General features: G+C 66.4%; 20 protein-coding genes. 11 read left to right on the plus strand and 9 right to left on the minus strand.

The window, feature by feature from the left end; genetic code table 11:
* Positions 1-133 precede the first annotated feature (133 nt).
* The 6 genes from RPS27_RS34430 (at position 134) to RPS27_RS34455 (ending at position 7345) form a co-directional block, all read left to right on the plus strand.
* Positions 134-334, plus strand: coding sequence for a hypothetical protein (locus RPS27_RS34430; protein WP_049820038.1), 201 nt, complete (start codon positions 134-136; stop codon positions 332-334).
* A gap of 51 nt (positions 335-385) precedes the next feature.
* The gene (locus RPS27_RS34435) at positions 386-1036 is read left to right on the plus strand and encodes a hypothetical protein (RefSeq protein WP_211417594.1); all 651 of its coding nucleotides are present in this window, start codon (positions 386-388) and stop codon (positions 1034-1036) included.
* A 245-nt stretch (positions 1037-1281) separates the two neighbouring features.
* Entirely contained in the window at positions 1282-2277 is a 996-nt protein-coding gene (locus RPS27_RS34440) for a nitronate monooxygenase family protein (RefSeq protein WP_212067110.1), read from the plus strand.
* A 25-nt stretch (positions 2278-2302) separates the two neighbouring features.
* Positions 2303-3271 (plus strand): zinc-binding dehydrogenase, encoded by a 969-nt coding sequence (locus RPS27_RS34445; protein ID WP_212067111.1) that lies wholly within the window; start codon positions 2303-2305, stop codon positions 3269-3271.
* A gap of 129 nt (positions 3272-3400) precedes the next feature.
* A complete protein-coding gene (locus tag RPS27_RS34450; RefSeq protein ID WP_212067112.1) occupies positions 3401-4774 on the plus strand; it encodes a cation-efflux pump in 1374 nt (457 codons plus the stop codon).
* A 240-nt stretch (positions 4775-5014) separates the two neighbouring features.
* Positions 5015-7345 carry a PAS domain-containing sensor histidine kinase gene (locus tag RPS27_RS34455; RefSeq protein WP_211417598.1) on the plus strand — a complete coding sequence of 777 codons (2331 nt, stop codon included), beginning with the start codon at positions 5015-5017 and terminating at the stop codon, positions 7343-7345.
* Positions 7346-7539: 194 nt separating this feature from the next.
* On the opposite strand, the gene RPS27_RS34460 is transcribed toward RPS27_RS34455, so the two are convergent.
* The gene (locus RPS27_RS34460) at positions 7540-8433 is read right to left on the minus strand and encodes a LysR family transcriptional regulator (protein ID WP_194407209.1); all 894 of its coding nucleotides are present in this window, start codon (positions 8431-8433) and stop codon (positions 7540-7542) included.
* Positions 8434-8656: 223 nt separating this feature from the next.
* Between RPS27_RS34460 and RPS27_RS34465 the strand changes: the two genes are divergently transcribed.
* From RPS27_RS34465 to RPS27_RS34485, 5 genes are read left to right on the plus strand one after another with little or no spacing between them, the layout of a single operon-like run.
* On the plus strand, positions 8657-9133 hold the full coding sequence (locus RPS27_RS34465) for a formate dehydrogenase subunit gamma (RefSeq protein WP_211417599.1): 477 nt from the start codon (positions 8657-8659) through the stop codon (positions 9131-9133).
* Complete coding sequence (locus RPS27_RS34470; protein ID WP_212067113.1) at positions 9130-10686, plus strand: NADH-quinone oxidoreductase subunit NuoF; 1557 nt, start codon at positions 9130-9132, stop codon at positions 10684-10686. The genes RPS27_RS34465 and RPS27_RS34470 overlap by 4 nt, the downstream gene beginning before the upstream one ends.
* 10 nt (positions 10687-10696) lie before the next feature.
* Positions 10697-13570, plus strand: a complete 2874-nt coding sequence (fdhF, locus tag RPS27_RS34475; RefSeq protein ID WP_212067114.1) for a formate dehydrogenase subunit alpha — start codon at positions 10697-10699, stop codon at positions 13568-13570.
* Between the two features lie 4 nt (positions 13571-13574).
* Positions 13575-14402, plus strand: coding sequence for a formate dehydrogenase accessory sulfurtransferase FdhD (gene fdhD / locus RPS27_RS34480; RefSeq protein ID WP_212067115.1), 828 nt, complete (start codon positions 13575-13577; stop codon positions 14400-14402).
* Positions 14392-14625, plus strand: coding sequence for a formate dehydrogenase subunit delta (locus tag RPS27_RS34485; protein ID WP_194407204.1), 234 nt, complete (start codon positions 14392-14394; stop codon positions 14623-14625). The genes fdhD and RPS27_RS34485 overlap by 11 nt, the downstream gene beginning before the upstream one ends.
* Here RPS27_RS34485 and RPS27_RS34490 read toward each other — a convergent pair.
* The 8 genes from RPS27_RS34490 to ccmE form a co-directional block, all read right to left on the minus strand.
* On the minus strand, positions 14600-17569 hold the full coding sequence (locus RPS27_RS34490) for a bifunctional [glutamine synthetase] adenylyltransferase/[glutamine synthetase]-adenylyl-L-tyrosine phosphorylase (RefSeq protein ID WP_212067116.1): 2970 nt from the start codon (positions 17567-17569) through the stop codon (positions 14600-14602). The two genes, RPS27_RS34485 and RPS27_RS34490, sit on opposite strands and share 26 nt — an antisense overlap.
* Positions 17566-19026, minus strand: a complete 1461-nt coding sequence (locus RPS27_RS34495) for an ATP-binding protein (protein WP_212067117.1) — start codon at positions 19024-19026, stop codon at positions 17566-17568. The genes RPS27_RS34490 and RPS27_RS34495 overlap by 4 nt, the downstream gene beginning before the upstream one ends.
* Positions 19010-19690: a response regulator transcription factor gene (locus tag RPS27_RS34500; RefSeq protein ID WP_194407201.1), complete on the minus strand. Its 681-nt coding sequence runs from the start codon at positions 19688-19690 to the stop codon at positions 19010-19012. The genes RPS27_RS34495 and RPS27_RS34500 overlap by 17 nt, the downstream gene beginning before the upstream one ends.
* Before the next feature lie 274 nt (positions 19691-19964).
* Positions 19965-21548, minus strand: coding sequence for a Do family serine endopeptidase (locus tag RPS27_RS34505; protein WP_211417605.1), 1584 nt, complete (start codon positions 21546-21548; stop codon positions 19965-19967).
* Positions 21549-21770: 222 nt separating this feature from the next.
* On the minus strand, positions 21771-23114 hold the full coding sequence (locus tag RPS27_RS34510; RefSeq protein WP_212067118.1) for a methyl-accepting chemotaxis protein: 1344 nt from the start codon (positions 23112-23114) through the stop codon (positions 21771-21773).
* 124 nt (positions 23115-23238) lie between these two features.
* Positions 23239-23721, minus strand: coding sequence for a cytochrome c-type biogenesis protein (locus tag RPS27_RS34515; protein ID WP_211417607.1), 483 nt, complete (start codon positions 23719-23721; stop codon positions 23239-23241).
* 4 nt (positions 23722-23725) lie between these two features.
* Complete coding sequence (locus tag RPS27_RS34520) at positions 23726-25708, minus strand: heme lyase CcmF/NrfE family subunit (RefSeq protein ID WP_212067119.1); 1983 nt, start codon at positions 25706-25708, stop codon at positions 23726-23728.
* Entirely contained in the window at positions 25705-26232 is a 528-nt protein-coding gene (gene ccmE, locus RPS27_RS34525; RefSeq protein ID WP_194407196.1) for a cytochrome c maturation protein CcmE, read from the minus strand. Before ccmE ends, RPS27_RS34520 begins: the two co-directional genes overlap by 4 nt.
* Positions 26233-26253: the final 21 nt, after the last annotated feature.

A 26253-nucleotide genomic window follows, 5' to 3' on the forward strand; every position in this document is an offset into this window, starting at 1 on the left:
ACATCTTTGCGCGTCAGACATATGCCGCTGACACGCCCTGCGCGCGCCGCAACTTGGTCGCATTCGGACGCCCTTTTGTGAGGCGTGTCTGGGGGCACGGCATGGCCGTGTTTGGGCCAAACCTTCTAGGGGTATCACTGTGAAGAAGATTGTAATTGCTCTGGGTGCCACGCTTGCTCTGGTGACGGCCGCGAACGCTGCGGATCTGCCGCGCCGCCAGCCCGTGCCGGTCTATTCCGAGCAGGCGCCGATCGGCAAGATGCCGATTGGCAAGAGCCCGGTTGGAAAGGCCCCGATCGGCAAGGCGCCGGGCCCGGTTGCGGCGCGCTACTGACGCGTTAGCGCGCAAGACCAGCGTAAGCGGCCGACAGTCGAGGGGCACAGCGTGACGAACAAACCTGATCGATCGGGATCCTGCATTCTTGCCGGGCTCGCTCTCGCGGCGATGATCGCCTGCCTGATGCCCTCGGCTTCGGCCCACGAAGCCAACAAGCGCACTGCAGAGGCCAATGCGCTTGCCACGACCGACTCCACGTCACGGCCGGCGCCGCAATCGACGCGGCGCTCGCTCGCGCGCGCGGAGAAAGGTCCCTATTACGTTGACTTCCGCGCCCGCACGGCCGCGAGCTGGGGCCATGCCTTCGTCTGGTACGGCAAGACCAGCGAGAAGGCCGTCGAGGTCGCAGGGCTGACGCCCGCCGGCGACACGCTCGCTTACGTGCTCGGCCACATCACCTTCGTGCCGTCGGAAACCGGCGCGAGCTATGGCGATCTCGATCCGGAATATCTGACCGCCAGCTACCGCGTCTATCTGAACGAGGCCGACGCCAAGCGCGTGTTCGCCTATATCAAGAAATTGCAGACGAACTCGCCGGTCTGGAACGCCGAGACCGCCAACTGCACCGGCTTCATCGGCGACATCGCCGAGTTCATGGGCCTCGAGGTCCCCAACCGCTGGCAGCGCCCGGAAAACTTCGTCAACCGCCTCAAGGAAATGAACGGCGGCCGCCAGATGGTGCGGCTGTCGGCGGAGTAGCTTTCCCCTCATTGCGAGGAGCGTAGCGACGAAGCAATCCAGAAAGCAGCCTCAGCGTCGCCTTGGCGGACGCTCCTGCAAAGGCGGCACACCCCAATTATCCGCCTCGCGGAATCTCCTCGTCCCCCGCATGCCGCCCCGCCCCCACCGCACGCTCGGCTGATAGACTTTTCCCACCCCCGGCGGCATCCTTGCGGCATCAACCGACAACAGAGCCTGCGGGCCATCGCTGGGGGAAACTTATCATGCTGCAGACACGGTTCACTGAACTCGTCGGGGTCGAGCACCCGATCGTCCAGGGCGGCATGCAGTGGGTCGGGCGTGCCGAGCTGGTCGCCGCCGTTGCCAATGCCGGCGCGCTCGGCTTCATCACGGCGCTGACCCAGCCGACGCCGGAGGACCTCAGGAAGGAGATCGCGCGCTGCCGCGACCTCACCGACAAGCCGTTCGGCGTCAACCTCACCATCCTGCCGGCGATCAAGCCGCCGCCCTATGCCGAGTACCGCGCCGCCATCATCGAGAGCGGCATCAAGGTGGTCGAGACTGCCGGCAACAAGCCGCAGGAGCATGTCGACGAGTTCAGGAAGCACGGCGTCAAGGTCGTGCACAAATGCACCAGCGTGCGTCATGCGCTCTCGGTCGAACGCATGGGCGTCGATGCCATCTCGATCGACGGTTTCGAATGCGCCGGCCATCCCGGCGAGGACGACACCCCCGGCCTGATCCTGATCCCGGCCGCCGCCAACAAGATCAAGATCCCGATGATCGCCTCCGGCGGCTTTGCCGATGCCCGCGGCCTCGTCGCCGCGCTGGCGCTGGGCGCCGACGGCATCAACATGGGCACGCGTTTCATGGCCACCAAGGAAAGCCCGATCCACCAGCTCATCAAGGAGAAGATCGTCGCCAATGACGAGCGCGAGACCGAGCTGATCTTCCGCACCATGCGCAACACCTCGCGCGTCGCCAAGAACGAGATCTCGACCAGGGTGGTCGCGATGGAGAAGGAAGGCGCAAAATTCGAGGACATCCGCGAGCTCGTCGCCGGTGCCCGCGGCAAGATGGTCTATGCGACGGGCAATTCCGATGAAGGCATCTGGTCGGCCGGCCAGGTTCAGGGCCTGATCCAGGACATCCCGAGCTGCGCCGAGCTCATCTCCCGCATCGTGCGCGAGGCGGAGGCGATCATTCGCAGCCGGCTCGAAGGCATGATCGTTCAGCCGCAACGCGAAGCGGCGGAATAATCACTTCAGGAGGCGAGAGGATTTCATGAAAGCCTATGTCTACGGTCCTGAAGGCGCTCGGATTTCCGACGTCGCTCAACCCAAGCCGAAAGGCACGCAGGTTCTCGTCAAGGTCCGCGCCTGCGGCCTCAACCGCGCCGACACCGGCATGCGCAAGGGCCACGCCCATGGCGCGGCCGGCGGCGTCGGCACCGTGCTCGGGATGGAATGGGCGGGCGAGGTCGCCGAGCTCGGGCCGGATGCGAAGGGCGTCAAGATCGGCGACCGCGTCATGGGCTCGGGCGGCGCGGCCTTCGCCGAATACACGCTGGCCGATCACGGCCGGTTGTTCCACGCACCCTCGAACATGAATTTCGAGGAGGCAGCCAGCCTGCCCGTCGCGCTCGCGACCATGCACAACGCCGTGGTCACTGTCGGCGGGGTCAAGCCAGGCCAGAGCGTGCTGATCCAGGGCGCCAGCTCCGGCGTCGGCCTGATGGCGATGCAGATCGCCAGGCTCAAGGGCGCAAAGCTCGTGATCGGCTCCTCCACCGATGCCATCCGGCGCGGCCGGCTGAAGGACTATGGCGCCGACCTCGCGGTCGACTCATCCGATCCCAAATGGGTAGACGAAGTGCTGAAGGCGACGAACGGCGAAGGCGTCGATCTCATCGTCGACCAGGTCTCCGGCAAGGTCGCCAACCAGAACCTCGCCGCGACCAGGGTGAAGGGCCGCATCGTCAATGTCGGCCGGCTCGGCGGCACCCATGCCGATTTCAACTTCGACCTGCATGCGGCGCGCCGCATCGACTATGTCGGCGTCACCTTCCGCACCCGCACCATCGAGGAGGTCCGCGAGATCTTCGCGGAGGTCCGCAAGGACATCTGGGGCGCGGTGGAGTCGCGAAAGCTGCAGCTGCCGATCGACAAGGTATTTTCCTTCGACGACATCGACCGGGCGTTCGAGCACATGGAGGCGAACAGGCATCTGGGGAAGATCGTGGTGACGGTGTGAGGAAAGTCATTCCGGGGCGGTCCGCGGGACCGAACCCGGAATGACATCGCCCCGCTCCTGCAACTCACTCGCGACTACTCCTGTGGATCGCCGCTTGATGTTCGGCCCCGGGCTGCTAAATCCCCCGCCATGACCTCCCAGCACGACAAGACCTCGGTCGCGGCGATCTCGATCTTTGCCAGCGGCGCCATGGCGGCGGCCAAGTTCGTGGTCGGAATCGCGATCGGCTCGCTCGCGCTGATCTCCGAGGCCCTGCATTCCTCGATCGACCTGGTCGCGACCATCATCACCTGGGCGGTGGTGCGGGTGTCCGACAAGCCGGCGGACGATGAGCACCATTACGGCCATGGCAAGCTGGAGAGCATCTCCGCGCTCGGCGTCACCGCCCTGCTCTACGTGCTCGCCGGCGGCATCCTGGTCGAGGCGTATAGCCGGCTCCGCGAGGGGGCGCCGCCGCCAACCATTTCGGCCGTGCCGTTCGTCGTGCTGGTGATCGACATCATCGTCAATCTCTGGCGCGCCCGAGCCCTGCACCGCGCCGCGCGCGCGACGCGGAGCCAGGCGCTCGCGGCCGACGCGCTGCACTTTGCATCCGACGTGATGGGCTCGTTCGCCGTGATCGTGGGCCTGATCCTCGCCGCCCTCGGCTTCTGGTGGGGCGATGCCGCGGCGGCGGCGGCGGTCGCCGTGATGATCGCGGCTCTCGGCCTGCGCATGGCCGGCTCGACCGTGCAGACGCTGGTCGACCGCGCTCCCGAGGGTGCGCAGGAAAAGGCCACGGCCGCGATCTGCGGCGTGCCCGGGGTGATCGCCGTCGAGCGCCTGCGCGTACGCATGGTCGGGGCGACGACCTTCATCGACACCATCGCCAAGGTGCCGCGGACCTATCCGATCGACCGTGTCGAGGACATCAAGCGCAACGCGCAGGCCGCCGTCACCAAGACCTTCGGTGATGCCGACCTCACTTTCGCTGCGGTGCCCGTGGCGCGCGACAACGAGACCGTGCGCGACCGCATCATGGTCATCGCGCGCAATTCGGGGCTCGCCATCCACCACGTCACGGTGCACGATCTCGGCGGCAAGCTGATCGTCAGCATCGACCTCGAGGTCGATGGCGGCATGCAGCTCGACGCCGCCCACGACATCGCCAACACGCTGGAGCGCAACATTCAGGTGGAGTTCGGCGAGGACGTCGAGGTCGACGTCCATATCGAGCCGCTGGAACCGGAACTTCCGTTCGGCATCGATGCCGCGCCGGAGCGGGTGCGGACGATCGCCGCCGCGCTGGCGGACTATGCCGCCGGCGGCGAGATCCACGACATCCACAATGTCCGTGTCCGCAACACCGATGCCGGCGAGATCGTCAACTTCCACTGCCGCGCGACACCCTCGATGAGCGTGATCAAGGTGCACGAGCAGGTCGATGCGATCGAGCGCGCGTTGCGGCGCGCGTTCCCGAGCGTCAAGCGCGTCATCAGTCACGCCGAACCGCCGCGCGCGTGACGAGGCGCACGACACGAAGAATGTGCGAGGAGTCACACGTTCCCGTTTCGGACTCCTCCCGCCCGTGAGTTTGCGGACGCGCGATGCACAAATCTCGCGTTGGATAAGAATAATTTCGCGTTAACGATTCGTTGACTCTCGACAGCCCGCGAAAACTGGATTCAAATCGCTGTGATTCGGAAGCGATGTGGGGCTGCTTCCGGACTTCAGTTGCAAGCTGGTTTTCAGGGGGCCGAAGGCATGTCGCGTGCAGACGCCGCGAACGCGTGCGTCCAATCCGATTCGATCAAAGGATTGGCGCAATCGATCGCGAAACCTGCCTATCATCGGCTCTTGATCGCGGAGCCGGCGCTTCGTCGCGCCGTGCCGACGCTGATCATCGCTTTCCTGATCACGATCTGTCTCGGCGCGTTCGTTCAGGTCGTCGACCAGACGCGCCAGAAGCGGCTGGTGATACGCCACGACATCTCGGCGCTCGCCGATCTGCTGGCCGAACGCATCGACCGCCTCACCTCCGTGCGCCAGGAGCGGCTGAAGAACATCGAGAGCCTGCCGACGCTGCTGCCGGACCTGATCCCGTCCTGGGGCACGGCCTCGGGTCGCCACGTCATCGTCACCTCGGCCGGCATCGACCGCCGCGTCCTCGCCCGCGTTCCGGTCGACAGCGACCCCTCGGGCAACGACCGTCTGCTCGATGCCATCACGACGGCCCAATTGCTCGCGGCGCCGACGCGCGACGGCAACATCTCCGACATGACGCTGCCGAACGGCAACGCCGCGATGGCGACCTCGCGGCAGATCAAGTCGATGCCCGGTTTCGTCACCGTGATCCAGGAGCGCAACGAGCCGATCTGGGGCTCGGACGCCGCGCTCTCGGTGACGCTGTCGGCAACGACCGGATTCGTCGTCCTGATCCTCGGCTTCGCCTTCCACTGGCAGTCCACCCGCGCCCGCGAGGGCGACCTCATCAACGACGCCGTGCGCGGACGTATCGACACCGCGCTCAACCGCGGCCGCTGCGGGCTGTGGGACTGGGACCTGTCGCGCGGCCGAATCTTCTGGTCGCAGTCGATGTTCTCGATGCTCGGCCTCGACGGCCGCAACGAGCTGCTCACCTTCGGCGAGGTCAACGCGCTGGTGAAGTCCGACGACATCGACCTGTTCGCGATCGCCGACCAGCTCATCTCCGAGAAGATCGACCACATCGACCAGACCTTCCGCATGCAGCACGTCGACGGCCACTGGATCTGGCTACGCGTCCGCTGCGAGAAGACCCGCGGCGCCACCGATTCCAGCGTGCACCTGATCGGGATCGCCGTCGACATCACCGAGCAGAAGAGCCTCGCCGAGAAGACGGTGGAAGCCGACCTTCGCCTGCGCGACGCCATCGAGACGATCCCGGAAGCCTTCGTGCTTTGGGACGCGAGCGACCGCCTCGTGCTCTGCAACTCGCACTTCCAGCGCCTGCACAAGCTGCCCGAGACCGCCGTCATTCCCGGCACCTCCTACGAGACCGTGCTGGAGGTCGGCCGCATGCCGGAGGTGCGCACCCGCCACAACGAGACCGCCGCCCAAGGGCCCGGCGCGCGCACCTTCGAGGCGCAGCTCGACGACGGCAGCTGGCTGCACATCAGCGAGCGCCGCACCAAGGACGGCGGCTACGTCTCGGTCGGCACCGACATCACCCGCATCAAGGAGCACGAACAGAAGCTGGTCGACAACGACCTGCGCCTGCGCGCCACCGTCATCGACCTGAAGCGTTCGCAGGCCGCGCTGGAGCGCCAGGCGGTCGAGCTCGCCGACCTCGCCGAGAAATACCAGCGCGAAAAGACCCGCGCCGAGGAAGCCAACCAGACCAAGTCGAAATTCCTCGCCAATATGAGCCACGAGCTGCGCACGCCGCTCAACGCCATCATCGGCTTCTCCGAGATCATGGGCTCGGGCATGTTCGGCGAGCTCGGCAGCGAGAAGTACCAGGAATATTGCCAGGACATCCTGACCAGCGGCCACTATCTGCTCGAGGTCATCAACGACATCCTCGACATGTCGAAGATCGAGGCCGGCCGCATGAAGCTCGACATGGAACAGCTCGACCTGTCGCGGACGCTGGCGGAATCCCTGCGGGTGGTTACCGGCCGGGCCCAGGACAAGCACATCACCCTCGACGCCGACATCGCCAAATCCATCGCCGTCGTCGCCGACCGCCGCGCCACCAAGCAGATCATCGTCAACCTGCTCTCCAATGCGGTGAAGTTCACGCCCGACGGCGGGCGCGTCGTGGTGCGCAGCCGGCAGCTCGACGACCGGATCGTGCTGATGATCGCCGACACCGGCATCGGCATCGCGCCACATTCGCTGGCACGGCTCGGCCGCCCGTTCGAGCAGGTGGAGAGCCAGCTCACCAAGACCTATCACGGCTCGGGCCTCGGCCTTGCGATCGCCCGCTCGCTGGCCCAGCTCCACGGCGGCTCGATGCGGCTGCGCTCCAAGCTCGAGGTCGGCACCGTCGTGCGCGTGACCCTGCCGCGCGACGCGATCAAGGCGGCGTCCGGGATATCGGCCGCGGCCTGAGGCCCTACAGCTGCAACGAGGGAAGTGCGCTCCCTCCCCCGCTTGCGGGGGAGGGTTGGGGAGAGGGTATCTCCGCAATCGAGAACCCCCAAGAGGAGAGAACCCTCACCCGGCGCGTTGCGCCGACCTCTCCCGCAAGCGGGAGAGGTGCACCGAGCGCGCGGCCGCTTAATTCAACTCAACTGCACTCTGCTCTACAATTGCAGCGACGGCGCCACTTCCCGTGCGACATTGACGAGCGCCGCGATCAGCGGCGTCATCGGATCGCGCTGCGGGATGACCATGCCGATGCTGTAATTGACGTCGGGATCGACGATCGGGATCGAGCGCACCGTGTCGGACAGACCGAGCGTCTCGGCGAGCTTGGCCGGCATCACGCTCGCCCAGCGCCCCGTCTTGACATGCGTGAACAGCACCAGCAGCGAGTTCGAGGTCAGCGTCGGCGTCGCCTCCGCGCCGACGGAACGTAGCGCGCGGTCGATGATGCGGCGGTTCTGCATGTCGGGCGTCAGCAGGCAGAGCGGCACCTGCCCGACCTCGGTCCAGGTCACCGTCTCGCGGTCGCCGAACATCGCATCCGGCGCAGTCAGAAGACGATAGCTCTCGTTGTAGAGCGGAATGGTCCGCACCTTTCCGATCGGCTCGTTCTCGATATAGGTCAGCCCTGCATCGACCTCGAGATTTTCCAGCAGCCCGAGCACCTCGGACGAGGTGGTGGACTGGATGCGGAAGCGCACTTCCGGATGCTTGGCACGGAACGGCGTCGTCAGCGCGGCCACCATGCCGAGCACGGTCGGGATCGCCGCGATGCGGATCTCGCCGGAGAGCTGGTGCTTCAGCCCGTTGATCTCCTCGCGCATCGCGCGGGCATCGCCCACGATCCGCCGCGCCCAGTCGAGCGCCCGCTCGCCTTCCGGCGTAAAGCCCTGGAAGCGCGACCCGCGCTGGACCAGCATCACGCCGAGGATCTCCTCGAGCTGTTTCAGCCCGGTCGACATCGTCGGCTGCGTCACGCCGCAAACCTCCGCTGCGCGTCCGAAATGCCGCTCCTTCGCCAGCGCCAGCAATAGTTCAAGCTTGTCGATCAACCGCCAGTCCCCTCGGATCCATCGTGGCATGCAAGCTAGCACGCCTGGCCTGCACCAACACGCGAAAACCGGCAGCCGATCCAGTTTTCATTACCAATTCGTATCGATCGATTGCGGTTGCAAATCGATCTGAATTCGCAATCGCAGCACGGGACGGCTTTATTGATCTTCGAATGATTCCAACTAGTTTGCGCTGAGGAAACGCTCAGGTTGAGAACGAAGAATGACAGCGCTTTTTGAGCCTTGGAACGAGACGCGCGGCGGCGAGATCATCGCCGAACATGCCAACCAAGAGGGCGCGACGCTCGTCATCCTGCATGCGTTGCAGGAAGCCTTCGGCTATGTGCCGGAGGCCGCTATCCCGATGGTGGCGCAGGCGCTCAATCTGTCGCGCGCCGAAGTGCATGGCGTGTTCACGTTCTACCACGACTTCCGCCACAAGCCGGCCGGCCGCCGCGTGCTGAAGCTGTGCCGCGCGGAGGCCTGCCAGGCCGCGGGCGGCGATGCGCTGGCCGCGCGCGCAGAAGCAAAGCTCGGCGTGTCGCTTGGCAACACCACGGCCGACGATCGCGTCACGCTGGAGCCGATCTACTGCCTCGGCCTGTGCGCGACCGCTCCGTCCGCGATGCTCGACGGCCGCCTGATCGGCCGGCTCGATCAAAAGCGCCTCGATGCCCTCGTTGCGGAGGCCCAGCGATGAGCTTGCGTCTGTTCGTCTCACGTGACGCCGGCGCAGTCGCCGTCGGCGCCGACGAAGTTGCCCTGGCGCTGAAGCAGGCAGCAAGCAAGCGCGGCGTAGGAATCGAGATCGTCAGGACCGGCTCGCGCGGGATGTATTGGCTCGAGCCGCTGGTCGAGGTGGCGACCCCGCAGGGCCGGATCGCCTTCGGTTCGGTCACGGAAGCCGACGTGCCCTCGCTGCTCGACGCGCTCGCCAGCAACACGCCGCATGTGTTGCGGCTGGGGGCAACCGACGAGATTCCCTGGCTGAAGCGCCAGACCCGCCTCACCTTCGCCCGCTGCGGCGTGATCGATCCGCGCTCGCTCGACGACTACCGCGCCCATGGCGGCTACAAGGGCTTTGAGCGCGCCCTCTCGCTCGGACCCGATGCGATCCTGAGCGAAGTCACGGCATCGGGCCTGCGCGGCCGCGGCGGCGCGGGCTTCCCGACCGGCATCAAGTGGAAGACCGTCGCGCAGGCCAAGGCCGACCGCAAGTTCATCGTCTGCAACGCCGATGAAGGCGACAGCGGCACCTTCGCCGACCGCATGATCATGGAAGGCGATCCTTTGCTGGTGATCGAGGGCATGACCATCGCCGGCCTCACCGTCGGCGCGACCAAGGGCTACATCTATATCCGCAGCGAATACCCGCACGCGGTCGAGGCGATGAATGCGGCTATCGCAGCCGCCAAGCGAGGCGGCTATCTCGGCGACAGGATAAGCGGTTCCACCTCCAGCTTCGATCTCGAAGTCCGCGTCGGCGCCGGCGCTTACGTTTGCGGCGAGGAAACCTCGCTGCTGGAAAGCCTCGAAGGCCGGCGCGGCATCGTGCGCGCCAAGCCGCCGCTGCCGGCGCATCACGGCCTGTTCGGCAAGCCGACCGTCATCAACAACGTGCTGTCGTTCGCGGCTATCCCCTTCGTCCTCGCCGAAGGCGCCAAGGCCTATGCGGATTACGGCATGGGCCGTTCGCGCGGCACCATGCCGATCCAGCTTGCCGGCAACATCCGCCATGGCGGGCTGTTCGAGACGGCGTTCGGCGTGACGCTCGGCGAGCTCGTCGACGATATCGGCGGCGGCACCTTCACCGGCCGCCCGGTTCGCGCCGTGCAGGTCGGCGGGCCCTTAGGCGCCTATTTCCCCCGCGCGCTGTTCGACACGCCGTTCGACTACGAGGCGTTTGCCGCCCGCGACGGCCTGATCGGCCATGGCGGCATCGTCGTGTTCGACGACAGCGTCGACATGCGCAGGCAGGCGCGCTTCGCCATGGAGTTCTGCGCCGTCGAATCCTGCGGCAAGTGCACGCCCTGCCGGATCGGCTCGACCCGCGGCGTCGAGACCATCGAGAAGATCATCAACGGCGAGCGCGTCCATGAAAACCTCGCGCTGGTCGAAGACCTCTGCAACACCATGAAATTCGGCTCGCTCTGCGCACTCGGTGGTTTCACGCCGTACCCTGTGCTGAGCGCATTGAAGCACTTCCGGGAGGACTTCATCCCGGCACCGACCACGCTTCAGGCCGCGGAATAGGAGAACGACGATGTCTCTGATCGAAGAAATCGACTACGGCACGCCGCGCTCGAACTCGGAAACGATGGTGACGCTGACCATCGACGGCAATGAGGTCACGGTGCCCGAGGGCACCTCGATCATGCGCGCCGCGATGGATGCCGGTCACCAGATCCCGAAACTCTGCGCGACCGATATGGTCGACGCGTTCGGCTCCTGCCGTCTCTGCCTCGTCGAAATCGAGGGCCGCGCCGGAACGCCGGCGTCCTGCACCACGCCCGTGATGAACGGCCTCGTCGTGCACACCCAGACCGAGCGGCTGAAGAAGCTGCGCAAGGGCGTGATGGAGCTCTACATCTCCGACCATCCGCTCGACTGCCTGACCTGCGGCGCCAACGGCGACTGCGAATTGCAGGACATGGCCGGCGCGGTGGGCCTGCGCGACGTGCGCTACAGCTATGAGGGCGAGAACCATGTTTTCGCCAAATCCCATGGCTGCGACAACGACCATTGGATGCCGAAGGACGAGTCCAACCCGTACTTCACCTATGATCCCTCCAAGTGCATCGTCTGCTCGCGCTGCGTCCGCGCCTGCGAGGAGGTGCAAGGCACCTTCGCGCTGACCATCTCCGGCCGTGGTTTCGACAGCCGCGTCTCGCCTGGCATGAGCGAGAGCTTCCTCGGCTCGGAATGCGTCTCCTGCGGCGCCTGCGTGCAGGCCTGCCCGACCGCGACGCTGACCGAAAAATCCGTGATCGAGATCGGCCAACCCGAGCACTCCGTCGTCACCACCTGCGCCTATTGCGGCGTCGGCTGCACTTTCAAGGCCGAGATGCGCGGCGAGGAAGTCGTGCGCATGGTGCCCTACAAGGACGGCAAGGCCAATCGCGGTCATTCCTGCGTCAAGGGCCGCTTCGCCTGGGGCTACACCAACCACGGGGAACGCATTCTCAAGCCGATGATCCGAGACCGGATCGAGGATCCCTGGAAGGAAGTCTCCTGGGACGAGGCGTTCTCGTTCGCCGCGACCAGGATGCGCGGCATCCAGACGAAGTACGGCCGCGATGCCATCGGCGGCATCACCTCGTCCCGCTGCACCAACGAAGAGACCTATCTGGTGCAGAAGCTGATCCGCGCCGGCTTCGGCAACAACAATGTCGACACCTGCGCCCGCGTTTGCCACTCCCCGACCGGCTATGGCCTTGCCACCACCTTCGGCACGTCCGCAGGCACGCAGGATTTCGACTCGGTCGAGGACACCGATGTCGTCGTGGTCATCGGCGCCAACCCGGCCTCCGCTCACCCGGTGTTCGCTTCGCGGCTGAAGAAGCGGCTGCGCCAGGGCGCCAAGCTGATCGTGATCGATCCGCGCCGCACCGAGATGGTGGAATCGCCGCATGTGAAGGCGCTGCACCTGCCCCTGATGCCCGGCACCAACGTCGCGGTCATGACCGCGCTGGCGCATGTCATCGTCACCGAAGGCCTCGTCAACGAAACCTTCGTGCGCGAGCGCTGCGACTGGAGCGAGTTCGAGGAATGGGCGGCCTTCGTCGCGCAGCCCAAGAACAGCCCGGAAGCCACCGCCATCCTCACCGGCGTCGATCCGAAGGACCTGCGCGAAGCCGCCCGCACCTACGCCACCGGCGGCAACGGTGCGATCTATTACGGTCTCGGCGTCACCGAGCACAGCCAGGGCTCGACCACCGTGATCGCGATCGCGAACCTCGCGATGGTCACCGGCAATATCGGCCGCCCCGGCGTCGGCGTGAACCCGCTGCGCGGCCAGAACAACGTGCAAGGTTCCTGCGACATGGGCTCGTTCCCGCACGAGCTGCCCGGCTATCGCCACATCTCCGGCGATGCCGTGCGCGACCAGTTCGAGGCGCTGTGGAACGTCAAGCTCAACCCCGAGCCGGGTTTGCGCATTCCCAACATGTTCGACGCCGCGGTCGAAGGCACGTTCATGGGGATCTACGTGCAGGGCGAGGACATCCTCCAATCCGACCCCAACACCAGCCACGTGGTGGCGGCGCTGTCGGCGATGGAATGCGTCATCGTTCACGACCTCTTCCTCAACGAGACCGCGAACTACGCCCACGTCTTCCTGCCCGGCTCGAGCTTCCTCGAGAAGGATGGCACCTTCACCAACGCCGAGCGCCGCATCCAGCGCGTGCGCAAGGTGATGACGCCGAAGAACGGCATGGCCGACTGGGAGGTCACGATCGGCCTCGCCAAGGCGATGGGTTTCGAGATGAACTACAGCCACCCCTCGGAGATCATGGACGAGATCGCGGCGCTGACGCCGACCTTCGCCGGCGTCTCCTACGCCAAGCTCGACGAGCTCGGCTCGGTGCAGTGGCCCTGCAACGAGAAGGCGCCCGAAGGCACGCCGGTGATGCATATCGACGGCTTCGTTCGCGGCAAGGGCAAGTTCGTCGTCACCGAATATGTCGCGACCGACGAGCGCACCGGCCCGCGTTATCCGCTGCTGCTCACGACGGGCCGCATCCTCAGCCAGTACAATGTCGGCGCGCAGACGAGGCGTACCGAGAACGTGGTCTGGCATGCCGAGGATCGCCTCGAGATCCATCCGCACGACGCCGAGCAGCGCGGCGTGCGCGACGGCGACTGGGTGCGGCTGAAGAGCCGTGCCGGCGAGACCACGCTACGCGCGGAGATCACCGACCGCGTCGCGCCCGGCGTCGTCTACACCACCTTCCACCATCCGGACACGCAGGCCAACGTCATCACGACCGACTATTCGGACTGGGCGACCAATTGTCCCGAATACAAGGTCACGGCGGTCGAGGTCTCGCCCTCGAACGGCCCGTCGGACTGGCAGAAGGCCTATGACGCGCAGGCGCGGCAGTCGCGTCGCATCGCGCCGGCCGAGGCCGCGGAGTAACGGCATGCACGTCGCGGTTCAGGCGATCGATCGCGGAATCTGGCGCAACGGCGTGGCGTCCGAAGGAACGCGTTTCATTCCGGAGGAGACGCCGCTGGCGCTGACCTACAATGGTGGTACCTACGCCGTCATGATGGGAACGCCGCAGAACCTGGAAGACTTCGCGGTCGGCTTCAGCCTCAGCGAGGGCATCGTCAAGTCGGTCGACGATATCCGCTCGCTCGAAGTGGTTCGCCTGGACGACGGCATCGAGCTCAGGATGTGGCTGGCGCCCGAGGATGCCGCGCGCATCAGCGAGCGCCGTCGCCACGTTGCCGGGCCCACCGGCTGCGGCATCTGCGGCATCGAGTCCATTGCCGAAGCCGTGCGGCCCGCGGCGGTCGTGTCGCAGGGCCAGAGCTTCACGCCCGGAGAGATCATGGCGGCAATGCAGGCCATCGCGCCCTTGCAGTCGATCAACCTGCAAACCCGCGCGGTGCACGCCGCCGCATTCTGGTCCCCCGCCGGCAACATCGTCGCGCTGCGCGAGGACGTCGGCCGCCACAACGCGCTGGACAAGCTCGCCGGCTCGCTGGCGCGCAGCCGCACCGACGCCGCCGGCGGCATGGTGCTGCTGACGAGCCGCGTCTCGGTCGAGATGGTGCAGAAGGCCGCCGCGATCGGCGCACCGGTGATGATCGCGGTCTCCGCGCCGACCGCGCTCGCAATACGCACCGCGGAAGCCGCCGGCATCACGCTGGTCGCGATCGCCCGGCAGGACGGATTCGAAATTTTTACGCACGGCAGCCGGGTCGCGGCTCGCCATGCTACGGAGGTTGCCGATGTCGCCTGACCGCCTGATCTACATGGCCAACCAGATCGGCACGTTCTTCCGCAGCCAGGGCCACGGCAAGGCCGTGCCGGGGATCGCCGAGCACATCAAGAAGTTCTGGGATCCCCGGATGAAGCGCGCGATCTTCGCCCATCTCGACGCCGGCGGCGCGGGCCTGGAGCCCGACGTGCGCGAGGCGCTCGCCTCTCTGAAGCAGGCTACGCCCCTTCCAGCAGCGCCCTGAACACGCGCCGCACCTCGCTCTGCGTCTCCTTCACGCGCGCCTCCAGCGACGAGAAATCCGGCGCGTCGCCGGCCCGCGCCATCACGCGCTGCAGATCGTTGCCGGCGGTCTCGGGCTTGAAGCGGTCGCTGACGCACAGACGCAGGATCTGCGTCAGGTCGTGGTAGAGCCGCGCGGCGGCACGCAAGATCCCGGTCTCCGATTGCGGCAGCACGCCGAGCCTGCAGGCATTGTCGAGCACCTGCATGGTGCTGACGTCGAGGATCTCCGGCTTGTCGTGCGCGTGCACGAGCTGGAGATATTGCGCGATGAAGTCGATGTCGACCATGCCGCCGGCGGCATGTTTGAGATCCCAGCAATCGGCCTCGCCCTTCTCCTGGGCGATGGCGCGCCGCATGTCGGCGACGTCGTTGGCGGTGATGACGGGATCGCGGTGGCGGGTCAGGACGTCGCGGATGACGCGCTCGATCCGTTGCCGGAATTCCGGCGAAGCCGACACCACGCGGGCGCGCGTCAGCGCCATATGCTCCCAGGTCCAGGCCTCGTTGGCCTGGTAGTCCGCGAATGAGACGAGGCTGGAGGCCACGGGGCCGGCGCGTCCCGAGGGTCGCAGCCGCATGTCGATCTCGTAGAGCACGCCGTAATTGGTGCGCGTCGTGAACGCGCTGATCAGGCGCTGGGTCAGCCGTGCGAAATAATGCGCGCCCTGCAGCGATTTCGGCCCATCGGAGTCCGGATTGTCGGCGTCGAAATCGTAGAGCAGGATCAGGTCGAGATCGGACGAGGCCGTCATCTCGCGGCTGCCGAGCCGGCCCATCGCGATGATCGCGGTCTCCTGCCCCTTGATGCGGCCGTGCTGGGCGGCGAAGCGGTCGGCCACGAGGCCATGCACGGTGTGGACGATGCCTTCGGCGACATCGGCAAAGGCCGTGCTCGCCTGCTGCGCCGAGACGGTGCCGGAGAGGATCCGCGTGCCGATCAGGAACAGGCTCTCCTGCCCGAACAGGCGCAGGCGATCGAGGAACTCTTCGTATGAGCCGGCATCCTGCACGGTCGCAGCCAGCCGTCCCGACAGTTCCTGCCGATCCGGCATGGCGCCGAAGAAGCGCGGATCGATCAGGCCATCCATCAGCTGCGGCTGCCGCGCCAGCATTTCGCCTAACCGCGGCGCCGCGCCCAGCACCAGCGCCACCAGCGCGACGAGCTCGCGGTTCTGGCCAAGCAGCGTGAACAGCCGGCCGCCGCGCTGCAGTGCGCCCAGGAATTGATCGAACGCCACGACGGCGCGATCCGGCTCCTCGGCATGGGCAAGCCCGTCGATCAACGCCGGCACGAATTCGACGAAGGCATTCCGCGTGGCGTCATTGCGGAACACGCGATAGTCGCCGGTGACCCAGTCGCGCACGGTTTGCGCCACTGCGGCAGGCTTCTTGAAGCCGAGCGCTGCGAGGTGCTGCAGCATGCGCGGATCGTCGGGACCGGCGCTGTAGTCGAGCGCCGGCAGCTTGGCCGTGCCGGTCGGATCGTCGCCCTCGAACAGCTTTTCGTAGTGCCCCTGCACGATCTTGAGCTGCCGCAGCAGGTCGCCCGCAAAGGCTTCGCGATCCCGATAGCCGAAGAAGCGCGCAAAGCGCTCGACCGCGTCCTTGTCTTCGGGCAGCGCATGGGTCTGCTCGTCGGCGATCATCTGGAGGCGATGCTCGACCCGGCGCAGGAATTCGTAGGCCGTCGTCAGCTCGTCGCGCGCAGCAGAGGTGATCCAGTTGCTCGACGCGAGAATGTCGAGCGCCCTCAGCGTCGGCCGCACCCGCAATTCCGGATGGCGGCCGCCGGCGATCAATTGCTGGGTCTGTGCGAAGAACTCGATCTCGCGGATGCCGCCGCGGCCGACCTTGACGTTGTGCCCCTCGACCGCGACCTCGCTCTGGCCGCGATAGGTCTGCATCTGCCGCTTCATGTCGTGGACGTCGGCGAGCGCGGCGAAGTCGAGATGCTTGCGCCAGACGAACGGCGCGATCTCGGCCAGCAGCGCCTCGCCCGCCTTGGCATCGCCGGCGCAGGCGCGCGCCTTGATCATGGCAGCGCGCTCCCAAGTGCGCCCTTCCCGCTCATAATAATTCAGCGCGGCATCGCGCGAGATCGCCACCTGCGTCGAGGACGGATCGGGCCGCAGGCGCAGATCGACGCGGAACACATAGCCGTCATAGGTGCGCTGCTGCAGGATGCGCGCCATGCCTTGCGTGACGCGGACGAAGAACGGCTGCGGCTCGATGTCCGCGACCAACGTCGTCGCATCGGGATCGAAGAACACGATGAGATCGATGTCGCTGGAATAGTTCAGCTCGCCCGCGCCCATCTTGCCCATGGCGAGCACGATCAGCCCGCAGCCCTCCTCGGGCGCCTCGGGATTGGGTGGCGCGATCTTGCCACGTGCGGCTTCCTGCCGCAGCAGGTATTGGAGCGCCGCCTGCACCGAAGACACCGCGACATCGGTCAGCGCCGCCGTCACCCGCATCACCGGCCAGACCCCGCCGATGTCGCACAGGGCCGTCAGCAGCGCGGCTTCCGCTTTCATGCGGCGAAGCAGCCGCATCACCTCGGCCTCATCCGCCGCCGCGAGCACCGCACCCCTGGCGTCCGCGATGAGTTCCGTCAGATGCGCATCCGGATCGCATTCGAGCAGCCGGATCAGGCGCAAGGCATCGGCGCGCACCAGATCGAACAGATAAGGCGAGAATTCCGCGATACCGGCCAGGATGTCCCGGGCAAAGGGATGAGCCAGCAGCGTTTCGAGACGGGCCGATTGGGCCGGCTCGAGCTCGCTCAGCCAGCTTTCGAAACGTCGTTCGTCGGTTGTGGAAGCGGCAATATGGGGAGCCTCCGCGAAGCGCGCGGCCAGCCTCTCACCATGCTTGTCCGCGTTTCCCGGCGCGGAGTGGTTCATGCCACCTTCTGTGGCACATCCGGTATTGGCGGAGCAACCCTGTCGCCAGCACCGAGGCGCGCCGGCAGCACCAGCGTAGCGACGAGGCCGGGCTGGGCGTCGTCCAATCTCAACTCGCCGCCATGCAATGTCGCGACCGCCGCGGCGAGGCTGAGACCGAGGCCGGAGCCCGGCAGCGTGCGGCTCGCTTCCAGGCGGACGAATCGTTCGACGGCATGCGCGCGGTCGGCCTCGGGTATCCCGGGACCGCGATCGGTGACGCTGAGCAGCACCTTGTCGCCGTCGCGCCTCGCCTCGATCAGGATCGGCCGGGCCTCCATGCTGACCACGGTTCCGCCCGCCTGCGCGACGGGCTTGCCGTATTTGATCGCGTTCTCGACCAGATTGGCGAGCGCCTGACTGATCAATTCGCGGTTGGCGTGAACGGGCGTCGGGTCGGCCTTGACCTTCAAGGTCATGCCGTCGTCCTCGGCGAGCGGCTCATAGAGCTCGTGGATGCCACCCGCGACCTCGGCCGCGTCGAAATCATCCATGTTGCCGCGCGCCTGTCCGGACTCGGCGCGCGCGATCATCAGCAGCGCGTTGAAGGTGCGGATCAGACCGTCGGATTCCTCGATGGTGCGCTCCAGCGCCGCCCGGTAATCGGCCTCGCAGCCCGATTTCGCGAGCGCCTCCTCGGCCCGGTTGCGCAGGCGCGTCAGCGGCGTCTTGAGGTCGTGGGCGATGTTGTCGGAGACCTCCTTCAGTCCCGCCATCAGCGCCTCGATCCGCTCCAGCATGGCATTGAGGTTCTCGGCGAGGCGATCGAGCTCGTCGCCGCTGCGCCCGACCGGCAGGCGCTCGCTGAGATCGCCGGTCATGATGCGCTGCGCGGTCCCCGTCATCGCATCGATGCGCCGGAGCACGCGGCGCGCCACGAAGACGCCGCCGCCGAGGCCGAGCACCACGACGATCAGGACGGACCATTGCGCGGCCTTGGCGACGATGCCGAACAGCCGCCGCCGCTCGGCAAGGTCGCGGCCGATCAGGAGGCGGAAGCCGTTCTCGAGTTCGGTGACACGCACCAGCGCACGATGGTCGCGGTCGTCGGCGTCCTCGATCCGCCGGTAGGCGGTCTCCGACCAGCCGCGCGTCGCCATCACGCCGGGCGCCAGGGAGCCGACATTGCCGGCGATCGCCTGCCCGGTCGGCGTGGTCACGAGATAAAGGTTGGCGCCCGGCCGCAGCGCCCGGTATTCGATCGCCAGCACGAGAGCCCGCAGGCCCCGGCGGCCGTAGATCTCGGAGATCTCCGAGGTCTCGGCATTGACCGTCTGCGTGATCTCCTCGGTGATCAGCCTCCGCGTATTCCAGGCGAAATAAGCCAGCAGCGAGGCCGCGAACATCGCGAACAGCAGCAGATAGACCAGCGTCAGCCGGAATGCCGTGGTGCGGACGAGTTTACCGAATGCCGTCACGGATCATGTACCCGGCGCCGCGGATCGTGTGCAGCAGCGGCCGCTCGAATCCCTTGTCGATCTTGGAGCGCAGCCGCGAAATGTGCACGTCGATCACGTTGGTCTGCGGATCGAAATGGTAGTCCCAGACGTTCTCCAGGAGCATGGTCCGCGTCACCACCTGGCCGGCATGCTTCATGAGATATTCGAGCAAGCGGAATTCGCGCGGCTGCAGCGTCAGCTCGTCCTTGCCGCGGGCGACGCGATGCGAGAGCCGGTCGAGTTCGAGATCGCCGACGCGGTAGAGCGTGTCCTCGGCGGGCCCGCCGCGGCGGCGCGACAGCACCTCGACCCGGGCCAGCAGCTCGGCGAAGGAATAGGGCTTTGGCAGATAATCGTCGCCGCCGGCGCGCAGGCCCTTGATGCGGTCGTCGACCTGCCCGAGCGCGGAGAGAATCAGTACCGGCGTGGTGTTGCCTTTGTCGCGCAGCGCGCCGATCACAGACAGTCCGTCGCGCTTGGGCAGCATGCGGTCGACCACCAGCACGTCATAATCGCCGCTCTCGGCCATGGCGAGGCCCTCCTCGCCGTCGGCGGCGTGGTCGGCAATATGCCCGACTTCGCGAAACGCCTTCACGAGGTAGTCGGCAGATTCGCGGTCGTCTTCGATGATGAGGAGGCGCATCGTGCGTTCGGCGGCGGTCAAGGAGGTCAACCTTCTCTAAACATGGCGCGAGCGGCAATCGCATGCAAGCCGAGTGGGAGACTCTGGCATCGGGAAAAAAGGCGGGCGGTGAAGCTGGGGGGACTCCACCGCCCTAAGCCTTCCGACGGAGGGGGGCGTTTTTCCACCGGAAGGTAGCAAGGGGAAGCTGACGTTACGCTGCTTCCCCGAAGGGCGCCGACGGCGGGGGCGACTGATGCCGGCGACACCCTTCATCTCAAAAGCTCCTGAAGGCTTACCCCTTGGCGAGGGGCACCGCGACGAAGCGCGACTGGCCGCCGCTCTTCACGCGCATCAGGACGCTGTTCTTGTTGTCGGCCCGCGCCGCGGTGATGGCATCGCGGACTTCGCCGGCGGTGGCGACGCTCTTGCCGCCGACTTCGAGAATCACGTCGCCTTCCTTGAAGCCGCGTTCGGCCGCGGCGCTCTTCGGATCGACCTCGGTGACCACGACGCCTTCCTTGCCCGCGCCGGCCACGGAATTGGCGGGCGCAACGGTCATGCCGAGCTTGGGCACATCGGTGCCCTTGCTCGCACCCTTGCCGCTGTCATTGTCGTTGTCTGCCTTGGCCTCGACCGTGTTCGGCAACTGGCCGAGGGTGAGGTTGATGACCTTGTCCTGGCCCTTGTGCAGCACGTTGAGCTTCACGGTCGCGCCGGGCGCCATGCCGCCGATTGTGCGGGCGAGCTCGCGGGCGTCCTTGACGGTCTCGCCGTTGACCGACGTGATCACGTCGCCGGATTCGATGCCGGCCTTCGCGGCCGGACCGTTCGCCTGCGGCTCCGCCACCAGCGCGCCTTCGGCCTTCTTCATGCCGAGGCTGTCGGCGATGTCGGACGTGACGGGCTGAATCTGCACGCCGATCCAGCCGCGGCTGACCGAGCCCTTGTCCTTGAGCTGGGCGACCACGCTCTTCACGGTGCTCGCCGGAATGGAGAACGCGATGCCGACGCTGCCGCCGGACGGCGAGTAGATCGCGGTGTTGACGCCCATCACCTCGCCGTTGGTGTCGAAGGCCGGACCGCCGGAATTGCCCTTGTTCACGGGCGCGTCGATCTGGATGAAATCGTCATAGGGACCGTTGCCGATGTCGCGGCCGCTCGCCGAAACGATGCCGGCGGTCACGGTGCCGCCGAGACCGAAGGGATTGCCGACCGCGAGCACCCAGTCGCCGATCCGCGGCTTGCTGTCGGCGAGCTTGGCGAACGGGAAGTTCGAGCTGCCCTCGACCTTGATCAAGGCGAGGTCCGTGCGCTGGTCGGTACCGATCACCTTGGCGGTGTAGGTCTTGCCGTCGTCGGTGGTGACCTCGACCTTGTCGGCGCCGTCGACCACGTGGTTGTTGGTCACGGCAAAGCCGTCAGCCGAGATGAAGAAGCCGGAGCCCTGGCCCTGCACCACGCGACCACGGCCACCCCCTTTGAGGCCCGGGGGGAAACCGTCCGGACCGCCGAAGCGGCGGAAGAATCGCTCCATCGGCGAGCCCGGCTGGAACGGCGAAGAGGAATCGTCGCCATCGTCGTTGCTCGCGGTCTTCTCCTTGATGTTGACCTTCACCGAGATCACCGACGGCTTCACGCGCTCGACGATGTCGGCAAAGCCGATGGGACGTTCGACCTTGCGGACCTCGTTGTTGACCTGCGCATGCGCCGGGCTCGAGAACAGATCGGCCGGCGACGTCGACGGGCTGAAGCCGTAGACCGCCGCGCCGAGACCGGCGACGACCGAGGCCATCAGCGCGAATTTGCGCGCGGAGAACACCGACCGGCGCGGCTGCCGATAGGACGGAAGGTTCGAGAGGTCGATACGGTCGGTCATGCAGAGATCTCCAGGGCCTTGAAATCCATGTGATGCCTGAGGGCGGCACCTTACGGACCTGAAGATGGGGGCTCCCGCCTTACCGTGCGCTGGCGGCGGGGTTAAACTTTCGTAATGAACGGGGAACGCGGATGCGGCAGTTCGGCGCAGACGAAAAATTATGAATCACCAGGAACTTAACCAAGTTCCCGTGATGGCGCGAAAGGCTCCTTTTTTGCGCGCTTAGCTTGCCCTGACGCTGACGATGAACTCGTCGACTTCGCGCTTCAGGGTCTCGGCCTGCTGCGACAGATCGACCGCCGAATCCCTGGCCTCGGCGGCCATTCGGCCGGTTTCCGCGGAAGTCGAGGTAATCTGGACGATATGGTTGGAAACGTCGAGGGTCCCGCGCGCGGCGTCCTGGGCGCTACGCGTGATCTCCTGGGTGGCGTTACGCTGCTGGGCGGTGTCGATCTCGATGCCGGACATGATCGACGAGATCTCAGACAGCGTCTTGGAGATGGCGTCGATCGCGCCGCGGGTCTCGGCTGTGATGCCCTGAATGCTGGCGACATGGGAGGTGATCTCCTCCGTCGCCTTGCTGGTCTGATGCGCCAGATTCTTCACCTCGGAGGCGACCACCGCAAATCCCTTGCCGGCCTCCCCTGCCCGCGCCGCCTCGATGGTGGCGTTCAGCGCCAGGAGATTGGTCTGCGACGCGATCGCCTGCACGAGCTGGACGACCTCGCCGATCTTGTCGGCGGCATCGGACAGCGTGTGGATGGTGTCACGGCTCTTCTCCGCCTGCGACGCCGCACCTTCGGCGCGCTGGGTCGCGTCCGTGACGCGGCGGCTGATCGTGCCGATCGAATTCGTCATCTCCCCGGCAGAGCCTGCCACCGTCTGCACGCTGGCGCTGGCCTGGCTCGCGGCGCTCGCCACCGCATTGGCCTTGGTGCTGGTGTCGTTGGCCGTTCGCGACAGCGTCTCGGCGTTGCTCTTCAGATGCACCGCCGACGACGCCACGCTGTCGACGACGCTGGCAACGAGATCATTGAAGCGCTTGATCCGGTCGTCCAGGAATTGCGATCGCTCGGCCTGGTGCTGCGCTTCGTGCAGCTGCCGTTCGGTGAGATGGCGCCGCTCGATGCCGTTGGTCTTGAAGACCTCCAGCGCGCCGGCCAGCAGGCCGATCTCGTTGGTGCGGCCGAGCCCCGGGACTGATGTCTCGAACTTCTGGTCGGCGACCTCGCGCATCGCATGGACGATCGCCGCCAGGGGATTGAGGATGCCGTTGCGGACGGCGAACCAGGTGGTGAGGCAGATCGCGAAGGCGACGATTGCGATCACGCCGCAGGCGGCCAGGAAAAACGAGAACGCGGTCTGCGCCTGCTGATAGATCTGCATGGCGTGATCGCGCGCAGGACCGCTCAGCGCCGCGAAGTCCGCGGACAGGCTGGTGATCTCGTTGTTGAGATAGAGCACCGCGATGAAGCCGGTGCCGCCACCGATGCCCAGCAGAAACAATAATGCAGCGACGACGGCGCCGACCAGGAAGCGGATCGTCAGATTGCTGTTCGCGAACATCGGGGACTCGGAGTCTGGAATCAAAGCTCGCGACAAGCTTCCAGACAAAGGTCAAAATACCATGAACCGCGCGGCGGCGGGCCGCCCGTCTACGTAGCATTACGTAACCAGGGCGCGTGAGTTGCTAGGGAGATTTGGCTTCGTCGGACATCAAGGCCGCGACCCGTGCCTGTTCATCGGGCGTGAGCGGCGGCGCTGGTAAATCGGCACCATCACGCGCGCGACGTCGGATTTGCAGCCACAGTGCCACGCCGCCCCCCATCAGCAGCAGCGGCCCGAGCAGCCACAGCACCAGGGTCTGACGCTCGAAGCGCGGCTTCAGCAGCACGAACTCGCCGTAGCGCGCGACCAGGAAGTCGAGCACCTGCGAATTGCTGTCGCCGGCGCCGATGCGCTCGCGCACCAGGAGCCGCAGGTCGCGCGCCAGCGGCGCATCGGAATCGTCGATCGACTGGTTCTGGCAGACCATGCAGCGCAGTTCGCGCGACAGCTCGCGCGCACGGGCTTCCTTGGCGGGATCCGCCATGATCTCGTCGGGCTGCACCGCGTGGGCCGCAGGCAAAGCCAGCAGCATCAGCACGGCGAACGCAGCCATCATCCGGCGCATCGGATCACTCCGCCGGCTGGAGGCGCTGCTTGGCCCGCGCCGGCTTCGGCGCGCCGACCCGCAGGCGCCGGTCGGACAGCGACAGCACGCCGCCGAACGCCATCAGCACCGGCCCCCACCAGATCATGAGCACCATCGGCTTGTAGTAGATGCGTACGGCGATGGCGCCCTCGGCATTGGCGTCGCCGAGCGAAATGTAGAGCTGGCTGGCGCCCCGCGTCAGCAGCGCGGCCTCGGTGGTCGAGGAGCCGCGGGTGGTGAAGCTGCGCTTGGACGGCGTCATGACGCTGAGCGGGGCGCCGTCGCGGCTGACGTTGAACTGCGCGATCATCTCGCGAAAGTTCGGACCCTGACGCTGCAGGAGACCGTCGAGCTTGACGTCGAAGCCGGCGATGTGAGCGACGTCGTTCTGTTTCATCGTCGCGATGTGTTCGCTGTTCCAGGTGGTCTCGCAGACGATCCCGATCAGTGCGACACCGAGGCCGGCATGCGCAAACGCCGTGCCCCAGGCCGAGCGCGGCAGGCCGCGGGCCCGGTGCAGCACCGTTGCGAACGGCAGCCGCACGAGGCCGGTTCGCTCGACGATGTCGGTGATGGCGCCGGCGATGACGAAGATGCCAAGCCCGATCGCGAGCGGCGCCAGCGTGCTGCCGCCCGTGGCCCAGCCCCAGGCGACGGCGACCGCAACGAGCCCGGCAACGCCTGCAGCCAGCAGACGCTGCGTCACGCCGAGCAGGTCGCCGCGCTTCCAAGCCAGCATCGGCCCGAACGGCACGGCAAGCAGCAACAGGGCGAACAGCGGCGCGAAGGTCAGGTTGTAGAACGGCGCACCGACCGACATCTTGAAGTCGGCGAGCATCTCCATCGCCAGCGGATAGAGCGTGCCGAACAGCACGACGGCGCAGGCGACCGTAAGCAGCAAATTGTTCAGGACCAGCGCGCCCTCGCGCGAGATCGGCGCGAACAGGCCGCCCTGCTTCAACGAGGTGGCACGGCCCGCGAACAGCGACAGACTGCCGCCGATGAACAGGCAGAGGATCAGCAGGATGAACACGCCGCGGGTGGGGTCGGTGGCGAAGGCGTGCACCGAGGTGATGACGCCCGAACGCACCAGGAAGGTGCCGAGCAGCGACAGCGAGAAGGTCAGGATCGAGAGCAGGATGGTCCAGACCTTCAGCGCGTTGCGCTTCTCCATCACCAGCGCCGAATGGAGCAGCGCCGTACCGGAGAGCCACGGCATCAGCGAGGCGTTCTCGACCGGATCCCAGAACCACCAGCCGCCCCAGCCGAGCTCGTAATAGGCCCAGTACGAGCCCATGGCGATGCCAAGCGTCAGGAAGATCCACGCGACCAGCGTCCACGGCCGCACCCAGCGCGCCCAGGCCGCGTCGATCCGCCCCTCCATCAGCGCCGCGATGGCGAAGGAGAACGAGATCGAGAAGCCGACATAGCCGAGATAGAGCATCGGCGGATGAACGGCGAGCCCGATGTCCTGGAGCACCGGATTGAGATCGCGTCCCTCGATCGGCGGGCTCGCGATGCGCAGGAAGGGGTTCGAGGTCACGAGGATGAAGAGATAGAAGGCGCTGGCGACCCAGGCCTGGACGGCGAGCACATGTGCGCGCAGCGACAGCGGCAGATTGTTGCCGAAGGCGGCGACGAGTCCGCCGAACAAGGCCAGGATCGACACCCACAGGAGCATCGAGCCTTCATGGTTTCCCCACACGCCGGTGATCTTGTAGAGCAGCGGCTTCATCGAGTGGGAATTCTCGTAGACGTTGGCAACGGAGAAATCCGAGTTCACGTGCAGCATCACGAGCGCTGTGAATGAGGCGCCGACGAACAGCAGTTGCGCCAGCGCCGCGGAGCGCGCCACGTTCATGAGCGCGACGTCGCGCAGGCGCGCGCCGATCAGGGGCACGACGGATTGGATCAGTGCGAGCCCAAGCGCCAGCACCAGCGCGTAATGTCCGGATTCTGCGATCACCGCACTGCTCCCTGCGGATTGCCCTGCGCGGTCGTCGCCGCGGGCTTGCCTGCGTCAGACGTCTTGCCGCCATCGGAAGGCTTGCCGCCGTAATCGTCCTTCCAGTGCCCCTGCTTCTTCAGGGCATCGGCAACATCCTTGGGCATGTAGGTCTCGTCATGCTTGGCGAGTACGGTATCGGCCTTGAACACACCATTGGCGTCGAGCGCGCCCTCGGCGACGACGCCCTGCCCCTCGCGGAACAGGTCCGGCAGGATACCCTTGTAGGCTACCGGCAGCTTGGCGTTGCCGTCGGCGACCTCGAAACTCACCGCGAGATTGTCCCCGCGCTGCAGCGAGCCGGGCTGCACCAGCCCGCCGAGACGAAACCGCTTGCCCGGCTCGACGTGCTTTTCGGCGACCATGGTTGGCGTCGAGAAGAACACGATGGAGTCGCGAAGGGCGTTGAGCACCAGCGCGGCCGCGAGCGCAAGCACGGCGAGCGAGCCGCCGATGATGGTCATACGTCGCTGCTTGCGCGTCATGGCGTATCCGTTCTCCGCTGC

This window comes from Bradyrhizobium sp. WYCCWR 12699 (assembly GCF_032144035.1).
Classification (GTDB): Bacteria; Pseudomonadota; Alphaproteobacteria; order Rhizobiales; family Xanthobacteraceae; genus Bradyrhizobium.